We start from the raw sequence: 16528 nt of genomic DNA on the forward strand, positions 1-16528 counted from the left end.
TCGCGGTTCCATCCTGCATCGGGTTGAACGGATCACGCCCGGACGGTCGGCCCGCCGCGCGCGCGATCCCCGTGTCGCGGCCGCTGGCGGTCGAAGGTTCCGCCGCGGGCGCTAAATCATTTGCGGCAAACTGGTAACTTGTTATCATTCGCCTCGCAAGACCCGCGCTTTCGGTCGGGATCTGCGTTGCAGCGGAGCGAAAGTCTCCGCGCGAGGGAGGAGCCGTGACAAACCAAACCGCATCCAACGCCTCGCCTCTGGCGGGCCTTCGCGTCGTCGAGGCCGCATCGGATCCAGGCGCGCGCTACTGCGGCCGACTGTTCAGCGTGCTCGGCGCCCGCGTCGTGCGCGTGACGGGGAGTTCCCGTCCGGTCGCTGGCGCGGCGGCCTTCGAAGCCTGGCTGGACCAGGGCAAGGACGAAGCGGCCAGCCTTGAAGCGGCGCTTGAGGCCGTCGGCGCCCCGGACGTCGTCATCGCCGGCCAGGACCGGGCGCTGATCGCCGATGTCGACGCCGTCATCGCGCGCAGGGGCCTGGATACGCTCCGGCTCGGCCTCACGTGGTTCGGCGAGACCGGACCCTACGCCGACTGGCAGGGCGACGACGCGCTGATCCACGCCCTGACGGGAATCGCCGGCGGCTTCGGGAGCGCCGACGGCCTGCCGATGATGCCGCAGGGGCGCGCGCCCCAGATCACGGCCGGCGCGACGCTCTTCTCGACCGGCCTGGCCGTGCTTTGGGGGCGGCGGCGCGGCCGCGCCGATCGGCGGGTCGACATCAACGTGCTGGAGGCGGCCGTCGCCTTCACCGAAACCTCGCCGCCAATGTTCGAGAACAGCGGGGTCGCCGCGCCGCGCACCGGCGTCAACCGCTTCCCGGCCAACCACCCCACCACGGTCTACCCGACCCGCGACGGCTGGCTGGGCGTGACCACCCTGACGCCCGCCCAGTGGTCCAGCCTGGCCGTCCTCGTCGGCAGGCCGGAATGGGCCGAAGACCCCCGCTTCTCCACGTCCGCGGCCCGGGTGCTCAACGCCGACATCGTCGATGCGGAGCTGAGCCGGGTGCTGCCGTCGCGCACCACGGCCGAGTGGCTGATCGCGGGGCAGAAGGCGCGAATCCCGCTGGCGCCGGTCCCCAGTCCGGCGGAGTTGATCGAGACGGACCATTGGGTCGAGCGCGGCGCCTTTGAGGCGCTCCCGGGGGTCGCCGGCGTCAAGGCGCCTCGCCTGCCCTTCCGCATGGCGTTCGACGGCCGCCCCAGGCCCGTGCCGAAGCGACCGGGCGATGCGCCCCTGGCGGGCTTGCGCGTGGTCGATTTCTCCATGGGCTGGGCCGGGCCGCTCTGCACCCGCCAACTGGCCGATCTCGGCGCCGACATCATCAAGATCGAATCCGACACGCACTACGACTGGTGGCGCGGGTGGGAGCCGCCCGGCGCGTCCGACCCGCCGCAGTACGAGTTGTCAGCGGTCTTCAACATCATGAACCGCGGCAAGCGGGGAATCTGCCTCGACCTGACGACGCCGCAGGGCGCGGCTCGGGCCCTGGAGCTCGTCGCCGAGGCCGATATGGTGATCGAGAACTACGCGCCGGGCGTGATGGCCAAGCTGGGCCTGGACGCGGCGACGCTGCAGGCGACCCGACCGGGCCTGGTCATGGTGTCCATGGGCGCCTTCGGCGCGACCGGCCCCTGGAGCTTCTTCCGCGCCTACGGCTCGACCGTCGAGCACGCCTCGGGCATGCCTCACATCAATGGCCAAGCCGACTGGCCGCCGTGCTTGCAGCACGGCGCCTACGGCGATCCCGTCGCGGGCCTCTACGCCGCCGTCGCCGCGCTCGCCTGCCTCCACGGACGCGATCGTCTTGGCGGCGCCTGGGTGGACCTGGCTCAGGTGGAATGCCTGTTCCAGCTCGCCGCCGACGGGATCATCGCCGCGCAGGTCGACGGCCCGCCGCCGCGGCTGGGCAACCGAAACCTGCATCTGGCGCCGCGGACGGTCGTGCGCACGGCCGATCCGGAGCAGGCGCTGGCGATCGTGGTGACGACCCCGGCGGCCTGGACCGCGCTCTGCGACGTGCTCGGACGCGGCGATTGGGCCGCGGACGCGACGATGGCGACGGCGGCCGGCCGCAACGCGAGGGCCCAGGAGATCGACGAGGCCATCGCCGCCTGGGCGCTGACGCGTCCCGCCGGCGCCGCGGCCCACGTGCTCCAGGCCGCCGGCGTTCCCGCCGCGCCGGTCGTCGCCGCCCACCACCTGCCCGAGGAGCCGCATCTGGCCGCCACCGGCGCGTGGATGCGCATCGACCGGCGCCACGTCGGCGCCCATTTGATGGCCTCGCCGCCGTACCACGTTGACGGCGCGCGCCCGAAAATCACCCGCCCGGCGCCGTTGCTGGGCGAACACACCGCCGAACTGCTCGGCGCCTCGCCGTCCGCATAAGGGAGCTTCGACATGGCAGCTGACAGTGGATTCGACGTCACGGCCCAAGACCGCGCCATCGGCGCGACGCCCGACGTCAGCCTGATCAAGACCCTCATCGAACGGGCCGCGAGCCAGCCGGACGACGTCTATGTCGTCGACATCGAGGACCGCAGCCTGACCTACGCCGAGACGCTCGAGCAGATCCGCATCTGGGCGCAGGCCTACCGGCGTCTCGGGGTCCGGCCCGGCGACCACGTCGTGACGATGCAGCACAACTCCATCGAAGCGCTCGTGGCCTGGCTTGGCCTGGCCTGGCTCGGCGCGATCGAGGCGCCGATCAACAACGACTATCGCGGCCCGCTCCTCAGCCACGCGCTCAACCTGACCCGCGCCGAGGTCATGCTGGTCAAGGCGCAGTTCCTGGATCGCGTCGTCGAGGCGGCGGCGGACCTCGAACACCTGAAGACGATCATCGTCCTCGACGACGGCCCGGCGCCGGCCGGCGCGCCCTTCCGCCTGGTTCCGGCGGCCGAATTCCTGGCCGGCGCCGCTCCGGCCCAGGACCTCGAAACGCCGAAGCCCTGGGACATCATGGCGGTGCTCTTCACCTCCGGCACGACCGGCCCGTCCAAGGCCGTGCGCCTGCCGTGGGCGCAGATCCACGCCATGACCACCGGCAGCTTCCCGGTGGACGACCTGGGCCCGCAGGACGTGATCTACGCGCCCGGGCCGACCTACCACGTGGGCGGCAAGACGTTTCCCTATCTGGCCGCGCTCTGCGGCGGCCGCCATGTCGTGCGCCCTTTCATCAGCCGCACGGCCATGTCCGAGGAGTACAAGCGGTTCGGCGTCACCACCGGCACGGTCGTGCCCGAGTGGATGGACGAGCCGGAGCGGCCGGACGACGCCGAAAGGCCGCTGCGGAACCTCCTGACCCCCTATCGCGACCCGATCGCCCAGGCGTTCGCCAAGCGGTTCGGCGCGCGCACCTTCGGCTGCTTCAACATGACGGAGGTGAGCTGTCCCATCACCTTCGCCGGCTGGGACGACATGATCCACGACGAGGCCGGCCGCATGAGCTGCGGCGTGCTGCGCGAAGGCTACGAAGCCCGCATCGTCGACGCCGACGACCAGCCGGCGCCCGACGGCCAGGCGGGCGAGCTGATCCTGCGGGCCGACACGCCCTGGGTGCTCAACGCCGGCTACTTGAACAATCCCGCGGCGACGACCGAGGCCTGGCGCAACGGATGGTTCCACACCGGCGACGCCATGATGCGCGACGCCAACGGGCGCTACTTCTTCCTCGACCGGATCAAGGACTGCATCCGCCGGCGCGGGGAGAACATCTCGAGCTTCGAGGTCGAGGCCTATGTCATGGCGCATCCGGCCGTCGCCCTGGCCGCCGCCGTGGCGGTGAAGCGCTCCGAGCAGGCCGGCGCCGACGAGGAGATCAAGATCGTGGTCCAGCTCGCTCCCGGCGAAACCCTGGAGCCGGAGGAGCTCATCCAGTGGCTCATCCCGCGCACGCCCCGCTTCATGATCCCGCGATATGTCGAGTTCATGGACGCCCTGCCGCTGACGCCGACGCAGAAGGTGCAGAAGCGCCTGCTGCGCGCGAGCGGCGCCGGCGAGCAGGTTTGGGACAGGGAGGCCGCCGGCGTCGCCCTGCCCCGCTAGGGCTCACCAGGTGTCGATGAACGGCCGCTTCTTGCCGGTCCTGGGCTTCGCCGGCGCGCTCTCCAGGCCGGCGACGATCCAGCGGCGGGTTTCGGCCGGATCGATCACCTCGTCGAAGTCGAACCCCATGGCGGTGTGGATGGCCTTTCCGTTCTCGTAGGCCTTGGCCACCATGGCCTCGAACATCGCCTGACGCTCGGCTGGATCGGAGACGGCCTCCAGCTCCTTCCGGTAGCCGAGCGTCACCGAGCCCTCCAGGCCCATGCCGCCGAACTCGCCGCTGGGCCAGGACACCGTGAAGAACGAGGCCTGGGAGCTCCCGCCCGCCATGGCCATGATCCCCAGGCCGTAGCCCTTGCGCAGCACCACGGTGAAAACGGGGACCGTCAGGTTCGGGCCCGTCACGAACATGCGGCAGCAGTGGCGGACCAGGCCGGTCTTCTCGTGTTCCGGACCGATCATGTTTCCCGGCGTGTCCGCCAGAACCACGATCGGGATGTCGTAGGCGTCGCAGAGCTGCATGAACCTCGACGCCTTGTCGGCGGCGGCGGAGTCCACGGCGCCGCCCAGGTGCCCCGGATTGTTGGCGATGATCCCGACGGGCCTGCCCTCGACCCTGGCCAGGCAGGTGACGACGCCCAGGCCGAACGCCCGGCGAAGCTCCAGCACCGAGCCCTCGTCGGCCAGGACGTCGATGACCTTGCGCACGTCGTAGACGCGCAGCCGGTTCTCCGGGATCAGATGGCGCAGGAGGCGCTGGTCGGCGCAGGTCCAGGCCGGCAGCGCGCCCTGGAAATAGGCCAGGTACTGCTTGGCCGCGGCGACCGCCTCGGCCTCGTCCTTCACCACGATGTCGACCACGCCGCTCGGCGCCTGGATGGAGATCGGGCCGACCTCCTCGGGCGTGTAGACGCCCATGCCCGCGGCTTCGATCAGCGCCGGCCCGCCGACGCCTATGGTCGATCCCTCCGTGGCGATGATCACGTCGCAACACCCCAGCAGCACCGCCGCCCCGGCGAAGCAGCGGCCGTTGGCGATGCCGATCTGAGGCACCAGCGCGCTCAGGCGGCCCTGCAGGGCGAAGGCGCGGGTGTTGAACACCCCGCCGCCGGCCACCCGGTCGGTGTCGCCCGGCCGGCCGCCGCCGCTCTCGGCGAAATAGATCACCGGCAGGCGCCACTTCTCGGCCAGCTCGAAAAGACGATCCGTCTTTTCGTGGTTCTTCATCCCCTGGGTGCCGGCCAGCACGGTGTAGTCGTAGGACAGCACGACACATCGCGACGCCTCGGCGCCGAACACCTCGCCGTTCACCCGCCCGACGCCGGTGATCATGCCGTCGGCCGGCGTGGTCCGGATCAGCTCGTCCAGCGGATTGCGCAGGCGCCGCCCGGCGATGACGAGCGAGCCGTACTCGACGAAGGACCCCGGATCGCAAAGGTCGGCGACGTTCTCCCGCGCCGTGCGGTAGCCGAGCTTGTGGCGCTTGGCGACGGCCTGCGGCCGCGCATCGTCCTGCGTGAGGGCGATGCGCGCCTGCAGTTCGGCCAGGTCGGGACGGATCTGGTCGAGATCGACGTCCTCGCTCTCGGAGCGGTCCTGATCGTCGACCTCGGCGGGCTCGATGAAGAAGAGGGGCTGGGCCTCCATCACCATGTCGCCCGGAGCGACCGCCATCGCCCGCAGGCGCCCGCCCACGCCAGCGGTGATCACGTGCTCCATCTTCATGGCCTCGATGACCAACACCGCCTGGCCCGCGCTCACCATCGTCTCGGCGTCGACGAGCAGGGAGACGATCGTGCCCTGAAGCGGCGCCGGCACCGGCGTCGTTCCGGGCGGGGCGGATGCGCCCGCATCCCGAGCGCCGGGACTTTCCGGGCCCGCCTCGATCGTCCGCGGCTCCAGGTCCTCGGCGGCGCGCGCCAGTTCGGCGCCATGGCTCTCGATGAAGGTCGTGTCGAACCGGCCTTCGATCACCGACGGATGGCGCACGATCGCCCGCAGGAAGCCGATGTTCGTGGCCGGCCCCTCTATCCGGAACTCCGCCAGCGCGCGGTCGGCGGCGCGAAGCGCGGCCTCCAGCCCGGCGGCGGGGGCATGGACGATCACCTTGGCCAGGAGGGAATCGAAGCGCACGTTCGTCGCGTAGCCCGCATAGCCGAACCCATCCACGCGGACGCCGGGCCCGGCGGGAGGCTCATAGACACTCAGCACGCCGCCTGTCGGCCGCGCCTCGCCGTCCGCCGGCATGCGCTCCAGATTCACCCGCGTCTGGATCGCCACGCCCTGCGGGGCGTGCGCGCGGTCCAGGTCCAGCTCGGCGAGGCGGCGGCCGCTGGCGATGTCGAGCTGCAGCCGCACGAGGTCCAGCCCCGTCAGGGCTTCGGTCACGGTGTGCTCGACCTGAAGGCGGGCGTTCGCCTCGATGAAGGCGAAGCTTTCGCCCGCCACCAGGAACTCCACGGTGCCCACGCCCCGGTAGCCGACCGCCGAGGCCATTCTCACCGCCGCTTGCGCAAGCTGGGCGCGAACGTCTGCGGCGACGCCGACGGCCGGCGCGATCTCGACCACCTTCTGGCGCCGCCGCTGGAGGCTGCATTCGCGATCCCACAGGTGCGTCGCGTTCCCCTCGCCGTCGCCGACCACCTGGACCTCGACGTGGCGCGCGCCGACGAGGAGCTCCTCGGCGTAGAGGTCGCCGCATCCGAACGACTGCAGGGCCTCGGACCGGCACCGTTCGTAGGCCTCGGCCAGGGCGGCGCGATCCGTCACCGGGCGCATGCCGCGTCCCCCGCCGCCGGCGACCGCCTTCAACATTACCCCCGCGCCGGGCTCGAGGCTGTCGAAGAACGCCTCGACCTCGGCCAGGCTGGCCGGCCCCGAGGCGCCCCGCAGGACGGGCACGCCGCAGGCCGCGGCCAGCTCGCGCGCGCGCGCCTTGTCGCCAAAGGCCGACAGGGTGGCCGGCGTCGGCCCGACGAAGGTGATGCCGGCCTCTTCGCACCGCGCGGCGAAATCCGCCGACTCGCTCAGAAAGCCGTAGCCCGGGTGCAGGGCGTCGCAGCCGCTGGCGAGGGCCGCCGCGACCAGCGCCTCGGCGTTCAGGTAGGCGGCGGCGCCCACACCCGGCAGCTCCACCGCCTCGTCGCACCGGCGCAGATGCAGGGAGGCGGCGTCGTCGGCGGAATGGACGGCCACCGTCGTCAGTCCGTAGAGCGCGGCGGTATGGGCGATCCGGACCGCGATCTCACCGCGGTTGGCGATCAGCAGCTTCTTCATCAACTTCAGACCGTCTGGCGGGCGAGCACGTCGTGCATGGTCTGCAGCATCCGGCGCACCGAACGGGGCGCCGCCGCGATGTCGCCGGTGGTGCGAAGCCTGCCGGCCTCGGTCATCGCCTTTCGGTGAGCCGCCTGGGCGGCCAGCTCGGCGTCGGTCACGCCTTCGTAGATGAGCTTGGCGCCGGGCAGGACGGCCTCGTAGTCGCCGACCACCTCGTAGTCGGCGCGGACGGCCCCTTCGAGGAACTCGATGCGGTCGGGCAGGATGCGGGCCGCCCAGACGCAGGTGGAGCCGTCCGGCGGCACCTGGGTGAACTCCTCGCGGATCGAGAAGTCCACGCCGCCCAGGAACGGCCTGGCCTGAGCGTGCAGCTCCCTCAGCGTGACGCGCAGCAACGCCACCCACTCGGGGCTTGCGAACTGCACGGAGATCGCGGGTCTCGGCGCGTTCATCTGGCGCGCCCCTGGCTGCGCGAGGCTTCGGCGCGTCGTGTCCGGGTCAGTTCATAGGTCCACATCGTACTCATCGCGATAGAGCTGAAAATCGGCGCAGCCCCGGCGGGGCCGCGGCCAGGTTTGGCGAGGGTGGAGAGCCTTCCGCCGGAGGCTTCGACGACCGGCCTCGATGCGTCGGAACGCCCGCTCATGACGGTCTCGGCCGCCATGAGCGGCGCCGGTCTGGGACCACGTGCGGCCGCATGCCTCTTCCCCCGAATCTCGCCCGCCCGCGCGCTGCCGCAGCGCGGTCGGTAATTTGTTACCGACTATGAACTCGCAGTTGCCGCCTCCGGTCAAGGACCAATCGGCGAAGCTGGGCGATTTGATTTTCGGAGCCGCGCGGCTAGTTTGGCGCCGCAAATTTCGAGGGCGCCGCGGCTGAGCTGCAATCTGGACGATGCGCCGGGGATACGGGTTGAGATGACCACGAAAGCCAAGCGGGCGGAGGACAAGTCTGCGCTTCTTGTCTCGGTGGCGCGCGACATCATCCGCGAAACCGGAGACTTCGACCTACCGATGCGCCAGCTCGCGGCGCGCGCCCAGGTCAGCCTCCGCACGCCCTATGAGCTGTTCGGTTCCAAGACCGGCGTCATTCGCGCCATCCTGAAGCTCGACCAGGCGATCTTCAGGGAACTGGCCAAGGAGCTCACGTCGGCGGACTGGCTCGACAACATTCTCGATCGCGTAAGCCTTGGCGTGAGGTTCTACGCCGAGAACCAACCCTTCTACCGCGCGCTCTTCCGCGCCACCCAGGCCTATTCCGGCGGCGACGAAACCGAGCCGGCCCGGGAAAATCTCAGCGCGTTCCGCACCCTGACGAGACGCGCCCAGTTGAGCGGGCTCATCCGCGAGGAAATCGACACCTCGATCCTGGGCGAGACCCTGACCGATCTGTTCGCGGCGAATTTCCGCACGTGGGCGAGCAGCAGTTTCGACATCAGCCTGGTGGACGCCAAGATCGGCTTCGGCTTCGCGATGGTGCTGGCCTCCGCCGCCGCGGAGCCCCATGCCTCGCGCATGCGCGAGCGCGCCATGCGCTACCAACTGGCGGTGCAATCGTTTGTCGATCCGACGACCGGCGCCGCGGCGACCGCCTCGGAGAACACCGCGGCCTAGGCTTCAGGCGCGAAAGCCGGGCCCATGCACCTGGTCGTAGGTCTCCTTCAGCAGCTCGCGATCGTTCTGCTTCCATCCATGCCGCCGGCCCAGGAAGTTGTGGCGGCCGAGCAGGGTGGGCAGCGCCTCGTCCTTGCCGGCGAACCAGTCGGCGTCGAGATGGTCGTAGGTCTCGATCGGCTGGATGCCGAGACGCGTGTAGGTCATGTGCAGGACGATGCGCTCGCCCGGATCCGTTCGCGGATAGTTGCCGTGCCAGAGCGATCCGTCCCAAAGGCAGATCGAGCCCTTGGGGGCGACGATCGGCACGGCCCCCTCCAGATTCTCGCGTACGTCCCTGGGCGGATGACGCTTCAGCTTGTGGGTGCCCGGGATGACGAGCGTGGCGCCGGATTCGCGCGTGAATTCATCGGTGACGAAGCAGGCCGTGCACATCAGCTCCCACGCGGGGAAGGGCTCGGGAAACCAGCTATTGTCCGCGTGAAGGCCGAGCGAGGTCGGGCCCTGGCGGCGGCGTGACCCCGAGAGCTGCGAGAACAGCGCGCCGCGCCCGAGCAGGAACTCCACCAGCACAAGCAGCTTCGGCGTCGTGATCGCCTTGGCGAAGGCCGGGTCCTGATCAAGCAGGGTGAACCTGGTCGGCGCCTTGGCTTCCGGCGGCGCCGGCACGCAGCGGATGATCGCCTCGCGCACCTCGTCGGCGATCGCGTGCGCGTGGGGGTCCTGGATGATCGTGTAGCCGTCGTCGATCAGGTCCTTGACGTTCTGCTCCAGACCGAGCGCGGCGATCTTCGCCGCCAATGCTTCCGAGATCGCAGGAGCTGCGCTGTTGTCCGACCGCATACGACTTTTCCTCCCGAGCCGCGCCTGACCGGCGCTGTGTCGGCCAGACTGGTAACACATTACCGATTCGTCGACAACCATCTGCCCGTCGGCGACGCCGGAGGCGGGGAACCTGCGTCCCTTCGAGGCTCGGATGTCTTTGGTGCGGGCGGCCGGGGTCGAACCGGCATGGGCCTCAGGCCCGACGGATTTTAAGTCCGTTGCGTCTACCAATTTCGCCACGCCCGCGGCGCTTTCGCGGTATAGCCAGCGCCGCGCTCCGGGGCGAGGCCCTCGCCTGGCCGCGCGTCGTCGCCATCCAGCCCGCGTGGACGCCATGACAGAGACCCCGCTCTCCCTGCCCCTGGACATCGACACGGTCAAAGGCTTCCTCGATCCGGCCGAGGGCCGCGCCCTGCACGACGCGGCGCTGGCCGCCGCCCCGCTCGGCCCGGCGCTGGAGATCGGCGCCTATTGCGGCAAGTCGGCGGTCTACATCGGCACGGCCTGCCGCGACGCCAAGACCCTGCTGTTCTCCGTCGACCACCATCGCGGCTCCGAGGAGAACCAGCCCGGCTGGGAGTACCACGACCCGGAGCTGTGGGACCCGGAGGCCGGCGCGCTGGACACCCTGCCCCACCTGCGCCGCACCCTGCGCCGCGCCGGACTGGAGGGGACGGTCGTCACCGTGGTCGGCCGCTCTGTGGAGCTGGCGCGGGCGTGGGGAACGCGGCTGGGCTTTCTGTTCATCGACGGCGGCCACACGATGGAGGCGGCGCTCGGCGACTATCGCGGATGGATTCCGCACCTGATGAGCGGCGGAACCCTGGCGATCCACGACGTCTTCCCCGATCCGGCCGACGGCGGCCGGCCGCCCTTCGAGGTCTACCAGCGGGCGCTGGCCAGCGATCTTTTCGAGGAGATCGGCGCGGTGAAAAGCCTGCGCCTGCTGCGCCGGCTCTGACGCGGTTCAGTCGGACGAGGCCAGCACGTCCCAGGCCGGCGTGATCTCGAAGATCGCATCGTGCGCCAGGATCGCCGCGGCCTGGGTCCAGGTGGGGCGCTCCTCAGGCCAGAAGATCTCCTCGTCGTACTGGTAGCCCATCCAGAAGGCGCCGTCGGCGCCGCGGTGGGGAAGCTGCCAATCGAGCACGGCCGCGGCGGCCCGGCGTGAGCCCAGGGCCTTCAGCGCCATGGCCAGCTCGCAGCTCTCGGCCACCGTCACCCAGGGCTGGTCGTCGACGCAGCGGCAGCCCAGCCCCGGCCGGACGAACACCCGCCAGCGCGTCTCCAGCCGCGCCAGCCCCGCGGCGGGCGAGAACACGCCGCCCAGCATCGGGTAGTACCAGTCCATGGCGAAGGCCGAACCGCCCTCGCGCGCGCGGCCGAAGCGCTCGGGATCGCACAGGATGGCGCGGCGCAGCCGGCGCTGGGCGCTCTCCCACCCCGGCTGCGGATCGCCCACCAGTTCGGCCAGCTTCAGGGCGCAGTCCAGGCTCTTGTAGATCGAGCTGTTGGCCGCCATCAGCGCGTCGTCCACCTCGGTGCGGTGGCTTTCCGCCGACCAGGAGACGTCGCCCTGCGGATGCTGCAGGCCGAGCACGAAGTCCACCGCCGCGCGCACCATCGGCCAGTAGCGCCGGGCCGCGGACGTATCGCCCGCCAGGCGCACGGCGTGCCACAGGGCGGTGGCCGGATAGGCGGCGAAGTTGGTGTCCTTGAACGCCGGGGCCGGCTCGCGCGCCAGACGCATCCGGTCGGCCATCGGCAGGGCGTTGCCGTACTCCCCCAGCCACGAGCCGTCGGGGTGCTGGCTCTCGGCCAGGTGTTCGAAGCCGCGCTCGACCGCCTCGTCCTCGCCCATCAGCGCCAGCGCCATCAGGCACTCGGCGTGGTTCCAGGGATCCCAGGGGCCGTGCTCGAACCAGGGGATCGCCCCGTCGGCGCGTTGGGCGGCGAGCATCACGTCGGCCGCGCCGCGCAGCGGCTTCAGATCCGCCGCGCGGCCCTGGCGCTGGGTGAGGACGCTCACGCCGCGCCCTGCCCGGCTTCGCTCTTCTCGAAGTAAAAGGCCACGCTCTTGCCCATGAAGGGATCGCACACGGCCTCGAGCGCGCGCGTCAACCACGGGCGCTGCAGAAGGTCCCAAACCAGCATCCGGTGATAGAGCCTGACCAGCGGATGATCGTCGCGGCGGCGCCAGAAGGCGCACTTCAGCCACCAGTAGGGCGAATGCAGCGCGTGGGCGTAGTGCTTGCCGTGGTAGCGGAAGCCCAGCGTGGAGATCTCGTCCACCAGCGGCGCCTCGCTGAAGATGCGCACGTGCCCGCCCGGCTGGTCGGCGTAGCCGCCGGGCCCGTCGGCCAGGTTCCAGCAGATCCGTTCGGGCCAGGCCCGCGGCACGGTGGGCACGAAGCGCCCGCCGGGCGCCAGCACGCGGCGGATCTCCGCCAGCGCGTCCCCGTAGCGGTCCAGGTGCTCCAAGACCTCCGAGCAGATCACCGCCTCGAAGGTCCCGTCCGCGAACGGCAGCCGATAGGCGTCGCCCTTCAGGAAGGCGGTGGCCGCCCCGTCGTCGGGCCTGGTCAGCATGGAAAGGCCGGCTCTGGCCTTGGCCAGCGAGGGCTCGTCCAGGTCGAGCCCGACCACGTTGATCCCGCCGATCACGTGCACGCCGTGGCAGTGGCGGCCCTCGCCGCAGCCCAGGTCCAGCACCCAGTCGCCAGGCTTCAGGCCCAGGCGTTCGAGCCTGGCCGTCAGCATGAGGCCCGCGCGATCGCCCGGCGCAGGACGACCTCGTAGGCGGCGGCGGCGCGGTCCCAGTCGAACGCTTCGCGGGCGCGGCGGCGCGCGGCCTCGGCCAGCTCGGTGCGGCGCTGACGGTCGGCCAGGAGCTGGGCGATGGCGTCGGCCAGGGCGTCGACGTCGCCCTTCTTCACGACCACGCCCGCCTCGCCCACCACCTCGGGCAAGGCGCCGCCGTCGGTCACCACCACCGGCGAGGCGCAGCACATGGCCTCCGCCGCCGGCAGGCCGAATCCTTCGTAGAGCGAGGGCGTCACGCAGATGGTGGCCTTGGCGTATTCCTCGACCACCTGCTGGCGGGTCAGGTCGCTGATGAACCGCACCCGGTCGGTCAGGTCGAGCACGCGCAAGAGGTCGGCGGTCGGGCCCTCGCGCAGCTTGCCGATCACCACCAGCTCCAGGTCCGGCCGCTGGATCAGGAGGCGCGAATAGGCCTGCACCAGCACCGACAGCCCCTTCAGCGGCACGTCGGCGCTGGCGGTGGTGAGCAAGCGGTTCTCCCGCCGCCGGATGTCGGGCTGCGGCTTGAAGACGGTCTGGTCGATCCCGAGCGGAATGACGTTGAGCGCCTCCTGGCCCACGCCCAGGCACTCGGCCACATCGCGGCCGCTGGACTGGGAGACCACGATCACGTCCTTCAGCCGGGGCGCGACCTTCTCCTGCATCTTCAGGAAGCCGTACCAGCGCCGCACCAGGGCGCGCATGCCCCACTTCGGCTCGGCCTTCAGCGCCAGCTCCAGGTCGCGGCGGATCGGATGGTGCACCACCTCCACCACCGGCAGGCCGGCGCGCTCGATCTCCAGGAGGCCGTCGGCCAGCGACTGGTTGTCGAGCACCACGTCGTAGTCGCCCAGGTGATCCTTCAGGTATCGCGCCGCCCGCCGCCCGAAGCTCCACGGCTCCATGAACTTGCCCGACAGGTGGCCGAAGAACTCGGCGGTGTCGGTCAGGCTGAGCAGGTGGCGCCAGCGCAGGGCGGTGTGGCCGTTGCGCGGCTGGGCGTAGAGGTCGAGCGAGGGGATCTGGATCAGCCGCACCCGGTGCGACAGCTCCGGATAGGGCGGGCCCGACAGCACGTCGACCGTGTGGCCGCGCCGCGCCAGGGCGTCGGCCGCCTGCGCCAGGTAGACGCCCTGGCCGCCCACCTTGGGATCGGACCGGTAGGACAGGAAGGCGATGCGCAGCGGCCGCTCGCCGGCCCGCTCGGGCGGCGGCTGCGGGCGCGGCTGATCCTTCACGCGGGTGTCGAGCATCCGGCGTCCTTCACTGTCGCCCACTGACGCACAGGGGCGACAGCGCAGCGTTGTAGGGGCGTGTCGACCTACGGCATAGGCGAACCAATTTGGCGCATGCAACGCCAAAATATGGTTTCCCGGCCAGAGCCGCCTGACGTTTCGGGCTCAATATCCAGCCGCTGCGCCGTCAAAGCGCATCTCGGTGCCTGCGCGATAGACGCCTTCGGCCCGGTCCCAGAGGATCGCCTGATAGCCGCCGTAGCCCTTCAGCGGCGGGCTGGGGATCACCCTGTGGCCGCGGCGCTCGAGCTCGGCGATCGTCTCGGGCGCGATCCCGCTCTCGAAAGACACCGCCCCGCCCGGCGCGGTCAGCGGATCGTCCTGGGTGCCCGAGCCGTGGTGCTGCCAGCGCGCGGCGTCGCCGGCCGCCTGCACGTTCATGCCGAAGTCGATGATGTTGGTCAGGATCTGCACGTGGCCCTGGGGCTGGACCGCCCCGCCCATCACGCCGAACGACAGGAAGGGCTCGCCGTCCTTGGTCACGAACCCGGGGATGATGGTGTGGAACGGCCGCTTGCCCGGCGCGAAGACGTTGGCCGCGCCCTCCTCCACCGAGAACAGCGCGCCCCGGTTCTGCAGCATGAAGCCCAGGCCGTCGGGAACCAGGCCCGAGCCCATGGCGAAGTAGTTCGACTGGATCAGCGAGACCATCATGCCGTCGCGGTCGGCGACGGTGAGGTAGACCGTGTCGGCCCGCCCGCGCGGCGCGCCCGGCTCCATCGCCTCGTCGGCCCGGTCCATGCGGATGCGGGCCCGCTGGGCCTCGGCGTAGGCCTTGGACATCAGCGCCTCGACCGGCGTGTCGGCGAACCGCAAGTCGGCGTAGAACTTGGCGCGGTCGGCGTAGGCCAGTTTCTTGGCCTCGATCATCACGTGCAGGGCGTCGGCGCCGCCCGCGCCCATGGCCTTCAGGTCGAAGCCCTCCAGCACGTTGAGCATCTCGATCGCGGCCAGGCCCTGGGTGTTGGGCGGCAGCTCCCACACGTCGTATCCGCGATAGCTGGCGCTGATCGGCTCCACCCACTCGCCGCGATGGGCGGCCAGGTCCTGGAGGCTCAGCCAGCCGCCGATGCGCTTCATGTAGCCGTCGATCGCCCGGGCGATCGGCCCGTCGTAGAACGCCTCGCGCCCGCCCTCGGCCAGGGCCTGATAGGTGTCGGCCAGGTCCGGATTGCGCCAGAGCTGGCCGGCCCTGGGCGGGCGGCCATCCACCAGGAAGGTCTTCTCGGCGTTCGCCACCTCCTCCAGCCGCCCCCTGGCGTGCAGCTCATGCGCGCCGCGCATGAACTCAGCCCAATAGACCGCGATCAGCGGCGTGATCGGCGCGCCCTCGCGGGCGTAGGCGATGGCCGGCGCGAGGTTCTGCGCCATCGTTCGGCGGCCGAAGCGCTCGTGCAGGGCGAACCAGCCGTCGACGGCCCCCGGCGTGGAGACCGAGACCGCGCCGAACTGCGGGATGAAGCCGTTGCGGGTGCGGCCGCGCACGGTCGCCAGGTCCAGGCCCAGCGGCGAGGCGCCCGAGCCGTTGTAGCCGTGCAGCGAGCGGGTGCGCGGGTCCCAGACGATGGCGAAGAGATCGCCGCCCAGGCCCGCGCCGGTGGGCTCCACCAGCCCGAGCACCGCGTTGGCCGTGATCGCCGCGTCCATGGCGCTGGCGCCGGCCTTCAGCGCCTCGATGGCGGCCTGCGTCGCCAGCGGCTGGCTGGTGGCCGCCGCCCCGTTCCTGGCGATGATCTCCGGGCGGACCTGGACCGGCGAGGCCAGGATGCGGTCGCCCGATCCGAGCTGCCCGGCGGGCGCGCTCATCCCTCGACCGCCCTGACGTTCTCCACGCCGGCGCCGCGCAGGGCGACGATCAGCTCGTCGACCGTGGCGTTCACCTCGGCGGGGTCGCGGCCCCGCAGCACCAGGTTGGAGCCGTAGCCGCCGGCCTCGAAGAAGGGATAGCTGCCCAGCGACATGGCCGGGTGGGCCTTGGCCACGCCCTCCAGGGTGGCGGCGATGGCGCTCTCGCCGGAGCCTTCCACCCGCACCGTGCGGGCCACCACCACCGCGCCGTGGCGCAGCCGGTGGCCCACGTCCTCCAGCATGCCGCGCATGATCTGCGGCACGCCGGCCAGCACGAAGACGTTGCCGATGGTGAAGCCGGGCGGTCCCTGCACCGGGTTCTTCACCAGCTCGCCGCCGACCGGCACGCGGGCCATGCGCCGGCGGGCGGGGTTGATGTCGTCGCCCCAGCGGGCGGTCATCATCGCCAGGATGTCCGGGTGTTCATAGAGCTCGGTGTCGAACGCGGCGGCCACCGCGTCGGCGGTGATGTCGTCGTGGGTGGGGCCGATGCCGCCGGTGGTGATCACATAGTCGTAGCGGCCGCGCAGCGCGTTCAGCGCCGCCACGATCTCCTCCTGCACGTCCGGCACCGTGCGCGCCTCGGCCAGGTCCACCCCGTGGGCGCCCAGGTAGAGGGCGATGTCGCGCAGGTTGGTGTCCTGGGTGCGGCCCGACAGGATCTCGTCGCCGATGATCAGCACCGCGGCCCTGACCGCGCCTTCCGCCCTATCCATCCGCGAACGCCTTCCCTACATCGTGCAGCTTTCGCCAGACGGAC

12 protein-coding genes and 1 tRNA gene are annotated in these 16528 nt (G+C 71.0%); 4 read left to right on the top strand and 9 right to left on the bottom strand.

The features are described from left to right. Nucleotides 1-224 precede the first annotated feature (224 nt). Together ACE3TA_RS17430 and ACE3TA_RS17435 are read left to right on the top strand one after the other, a co-directional pair. On the top strand, nucleotides 225-2447 hold the full coding sequence (locus ACE3TA_RS17430; RefSeq protein ID WP_374575584.1) for a CoA transferase: 2223 nt from the start codon (nucleotides 225-227) through the stop codon (nucleotides 2445-2447). A 12-nt stretch (nucleotides 2448-2459) separates the two neighbouring features. After that, complete coding sequence (locus ACE3TA_RS17435; RefSeq protein ID WP_374575586.1) at nucleotides 2460-4106, top strand: AMP-binding protein; 1647 nt, start codon at nucleotides 2460-2462, stop codon at nucleotides 4104-4106. Between the two features lie 3 nt (nucleotides 4107-4109). Here the strand turns inward: ACE3TA_RS17435 and ACE3TA_RS17440 are convergent, their stop codons facing one another. Both ACE3TA_RS17440 and ACE3TA_RS17445 read right to left on the bottom strand, forming a co-directional pair. Continuing rightward, on the bottom strand, nucleotides 4110-7382 hold the full coding sequence (locus ACE3TA_RS17440) for a carboxyl transferase domain-containing protein (protein WP_374575587.1): 3273 nt from the start codon (nucleotides 7380-7382) through the stop codon (nucleotides 4110-4112). A 5-nt stretch (nucleotides 7383-7387) separates the two neighbouring features. Further along, nucleotides 7388-7837 (bottom strand): hypothetical protein, encoded by a 450-nt coding sequence (locus tag ACE3TA_RS17445; protein WP_374575588.1) that lies wholly within the window; start codon nucleotides 7835-7837, stop codon nucleotides 7388-7390. Nucleotides 7838-8302: 465 nt separating this feature from the next. Between ACE3TA_RS17445 and ACE3TA_RS17450 the strand changes: the two genes are divergently transcribed. Continuing rightward, the gene (locus ACE3TA_RS17450; RefSeq protein ID WP_374575589.1) at nucleotides 8303-8998 is read left to right on the top strand and encodes a TetR/AcrR family transcriptional regulator; all 696 of its coding nucleotides are present in this window, start codon (nucleotides 8303-8305) and stop codon (nucleotides 8996-8998) included. Nucleotides 8999-9001: 3 nt separating this feature from the next. Here the strand turns inward: ACE3TA_RS17450 and ACE3TA_RS17455 are convergent, their stop codons facing one another. Further along, complete coding sequence (locus ACE3TA_RS17455) at nucleotides 9002-9799, bottom strand: phytanoyl-CoA dioxygenase family protein (RefSeq protein WP_374575590.1); 798 nt, start codon at nucleotides 9797-9799, stop codon at nucleotides 9002-9004. A gap of 182 nt (nucleotides 9800-9981) precedes the next feature. Beyond that, nucleotides 9982-10069: transfer RNA gene (locus ACE3TA_RS17460), tRNA-Leu, on the bottom strand. Between the two features lie 88 nt (nucleotides 10070-10157). On the opposite strand from ACE3TA_RS17460, the gene ACE3TA_RS17465 reads away from it, so the two are divergent. Beyond that, on the top strand, nucleotides 10158-10784 hold the full coding sequence (locus tag ACE3TA_RS17465; RefSeq protein ID WP_374575591.1) for a class I SAM-dependent methyltransferase: 627 nt from the start codon (nucleotides 10158-10160) through the stop codon (nucleotides 10782-10784). A gap of 6 nt (nucleotides 10785-10790) precedes the next feature. Here the strand turns inward: ACE3TA_RS17465 and ACE3TA_RS17470 are convergent, their stop codons facing one another. The 5 genes from ACE3TA_RS17470 to ACE3TA_RS17490 all read right to left on the bottom strand — a co-directional run bounded on the left by ACE3TA_RS17470 (nucleotide 10791) and on the right by ACE3TA_RS17490 (nucleotide 16484). After that, the gene (locus tag ACE3TA_RS17470; RefSeq protein WP_374575592.1) at nucleotides 10791-11852 is read right to left on the bottom strand and encodes a hypothetical protein; all 1062 of its coding nucleotides are present in this window, start codon (nucleotides 11850-11852) and stop codon (nucleotides 10791-10793) included. After that, complete coding sequence (locus ACE3TA_RS17475) at nucleotides 11849-12583, bottom strand: class I SAM-dependent methyltransferase (protein WP_374575593.1); 735 nt, start codon at nucleotides 12581-12583, stop codon at nucleotides 11849-11851. The genes ACE3TA_RS17470 and ACE3TA_RS17475 overlap by 4 nt, the downstream gene beginning before the upstream one ends. Next, a complete protein-coding gene (locus ACE3TA_RS17480; protein ID WP_374575594.1) occupies nucleotides 12577-13878 on the bottom strand; it encodes a glycosyltransferase family 4 protein in 1302 nt (433 codons plus the stop codon). The genes ACE3TA_RS17475 and ACE3TA_RS17480 overlap by 7 nt, the downstream gene beginning before the upstream one ends. 147 nt (nucleotides 13879-14025) lie before the next feature. Then, on the bottom strand, nucleotides 14026-15726 hold the full coding sequence (locus ACE3TA_RS17485; RefSeq protein ID WP_374575595.1) for a gamma-glutamyltransferase family protein: 1701 nt from the start codon (nucleotides 15724-15726) through the stop codon (nucleotides 14026-14028). Continuing rightward, a complete protein-coding gene (locus ACE3TA_RS17490) occupies nucleotides 15723-16484 on the bottom strand; it encodes a competence/damage-inducible protein A (RefSeq protein ID WP_374575596.1) in 762 nt (253 codons plus the stop codon). The genes ACE3TA_RS17485 and ACE3TA_RS17490 overlap by 4 nt, the downstream gene beginning before the upstream one ends. Nucleotides 16485-16528 lie beyond the last annotated feature (44 nt).

Source organism: Phenylobacterium sp., from assembly GCF_041916435.1.
Lineage (GTDB): Bacteria > Pseudomonadota > Alphaproteobacteria > Caulobacterales > Caulobacteraceae > Phenylobacterium.

Excerpts from the sequence above, each read along its gene's own strand:
- ACE3TA_RS17435 (WP_374575586.1), top strand. The coding sequence starts at position 2,460 with ATGGCAGCTGACAGTGGATTCGACGTCACGGCCCAAGACCGCGCCATC.
- ACE3TA_RS17440 (WP_374575587.1), bottom strand. The coding sequence starts at position 7,382 with ATGAAGAAGCTGCTGATCGCCAACCGCGGTGAGATCGCGGTCCGGATC.
- ACE3TA_RS17445 (WP_374575588.1), bottom strand. The coding sequence starts at position 7,837 with ATGAACGCGCCGAGACCCGCGATCTCCGTGCAGTTCGCAAGCCCCGAG.
- ACE3TA_RS17450 (WP_374575589.1), top strand. The coding sequence starts at position 8,303 with ATGACCACGAAAGCCAAGCGGGCGGAGGACAAGTCTGCGCTTCTTGTC.
- ACE3TA_RS17465 (WP_374575591.1), top strand. The coding sequence starts at position 10,158 with ATGACAGAGACCCCGCTCTCCCTGCCCCTGGACATCGACACGGTCAAA.
- ACE3TA_RS17475 (WP_374575593.1), bottom strand. The coding sequence starts at position 12,583 with ATGCTGACGGCCAGGCTCGAACGCCTGGGCCTGAAGCCTGGCGACTGG.
- ACE3TA_RS17480 (WP_374575594.1), bottom strand. The coding sequence starts at position 13,878 with ATGCTCGACACCCGCGTGAAGGATCAGCCGCGCCCGCAGCCGCCGCCC.
- ACE3TA_RS17485 (WP_374575595.1), bottom strand. The coding sequence starts at position 15,726 with ATGAGCGCGCCCGCCGGGCAGCTCGGATCGGGCGACCGCATCCTGGCC.
- ACE3TA_RS17490 (WP_374575596.1), bottom strand. The coding sequence starts at position 16,484 with ATGGATAGGGCGGAAGGCGCGGTCAGGGCCGCGGTGCTGATCATCGGC.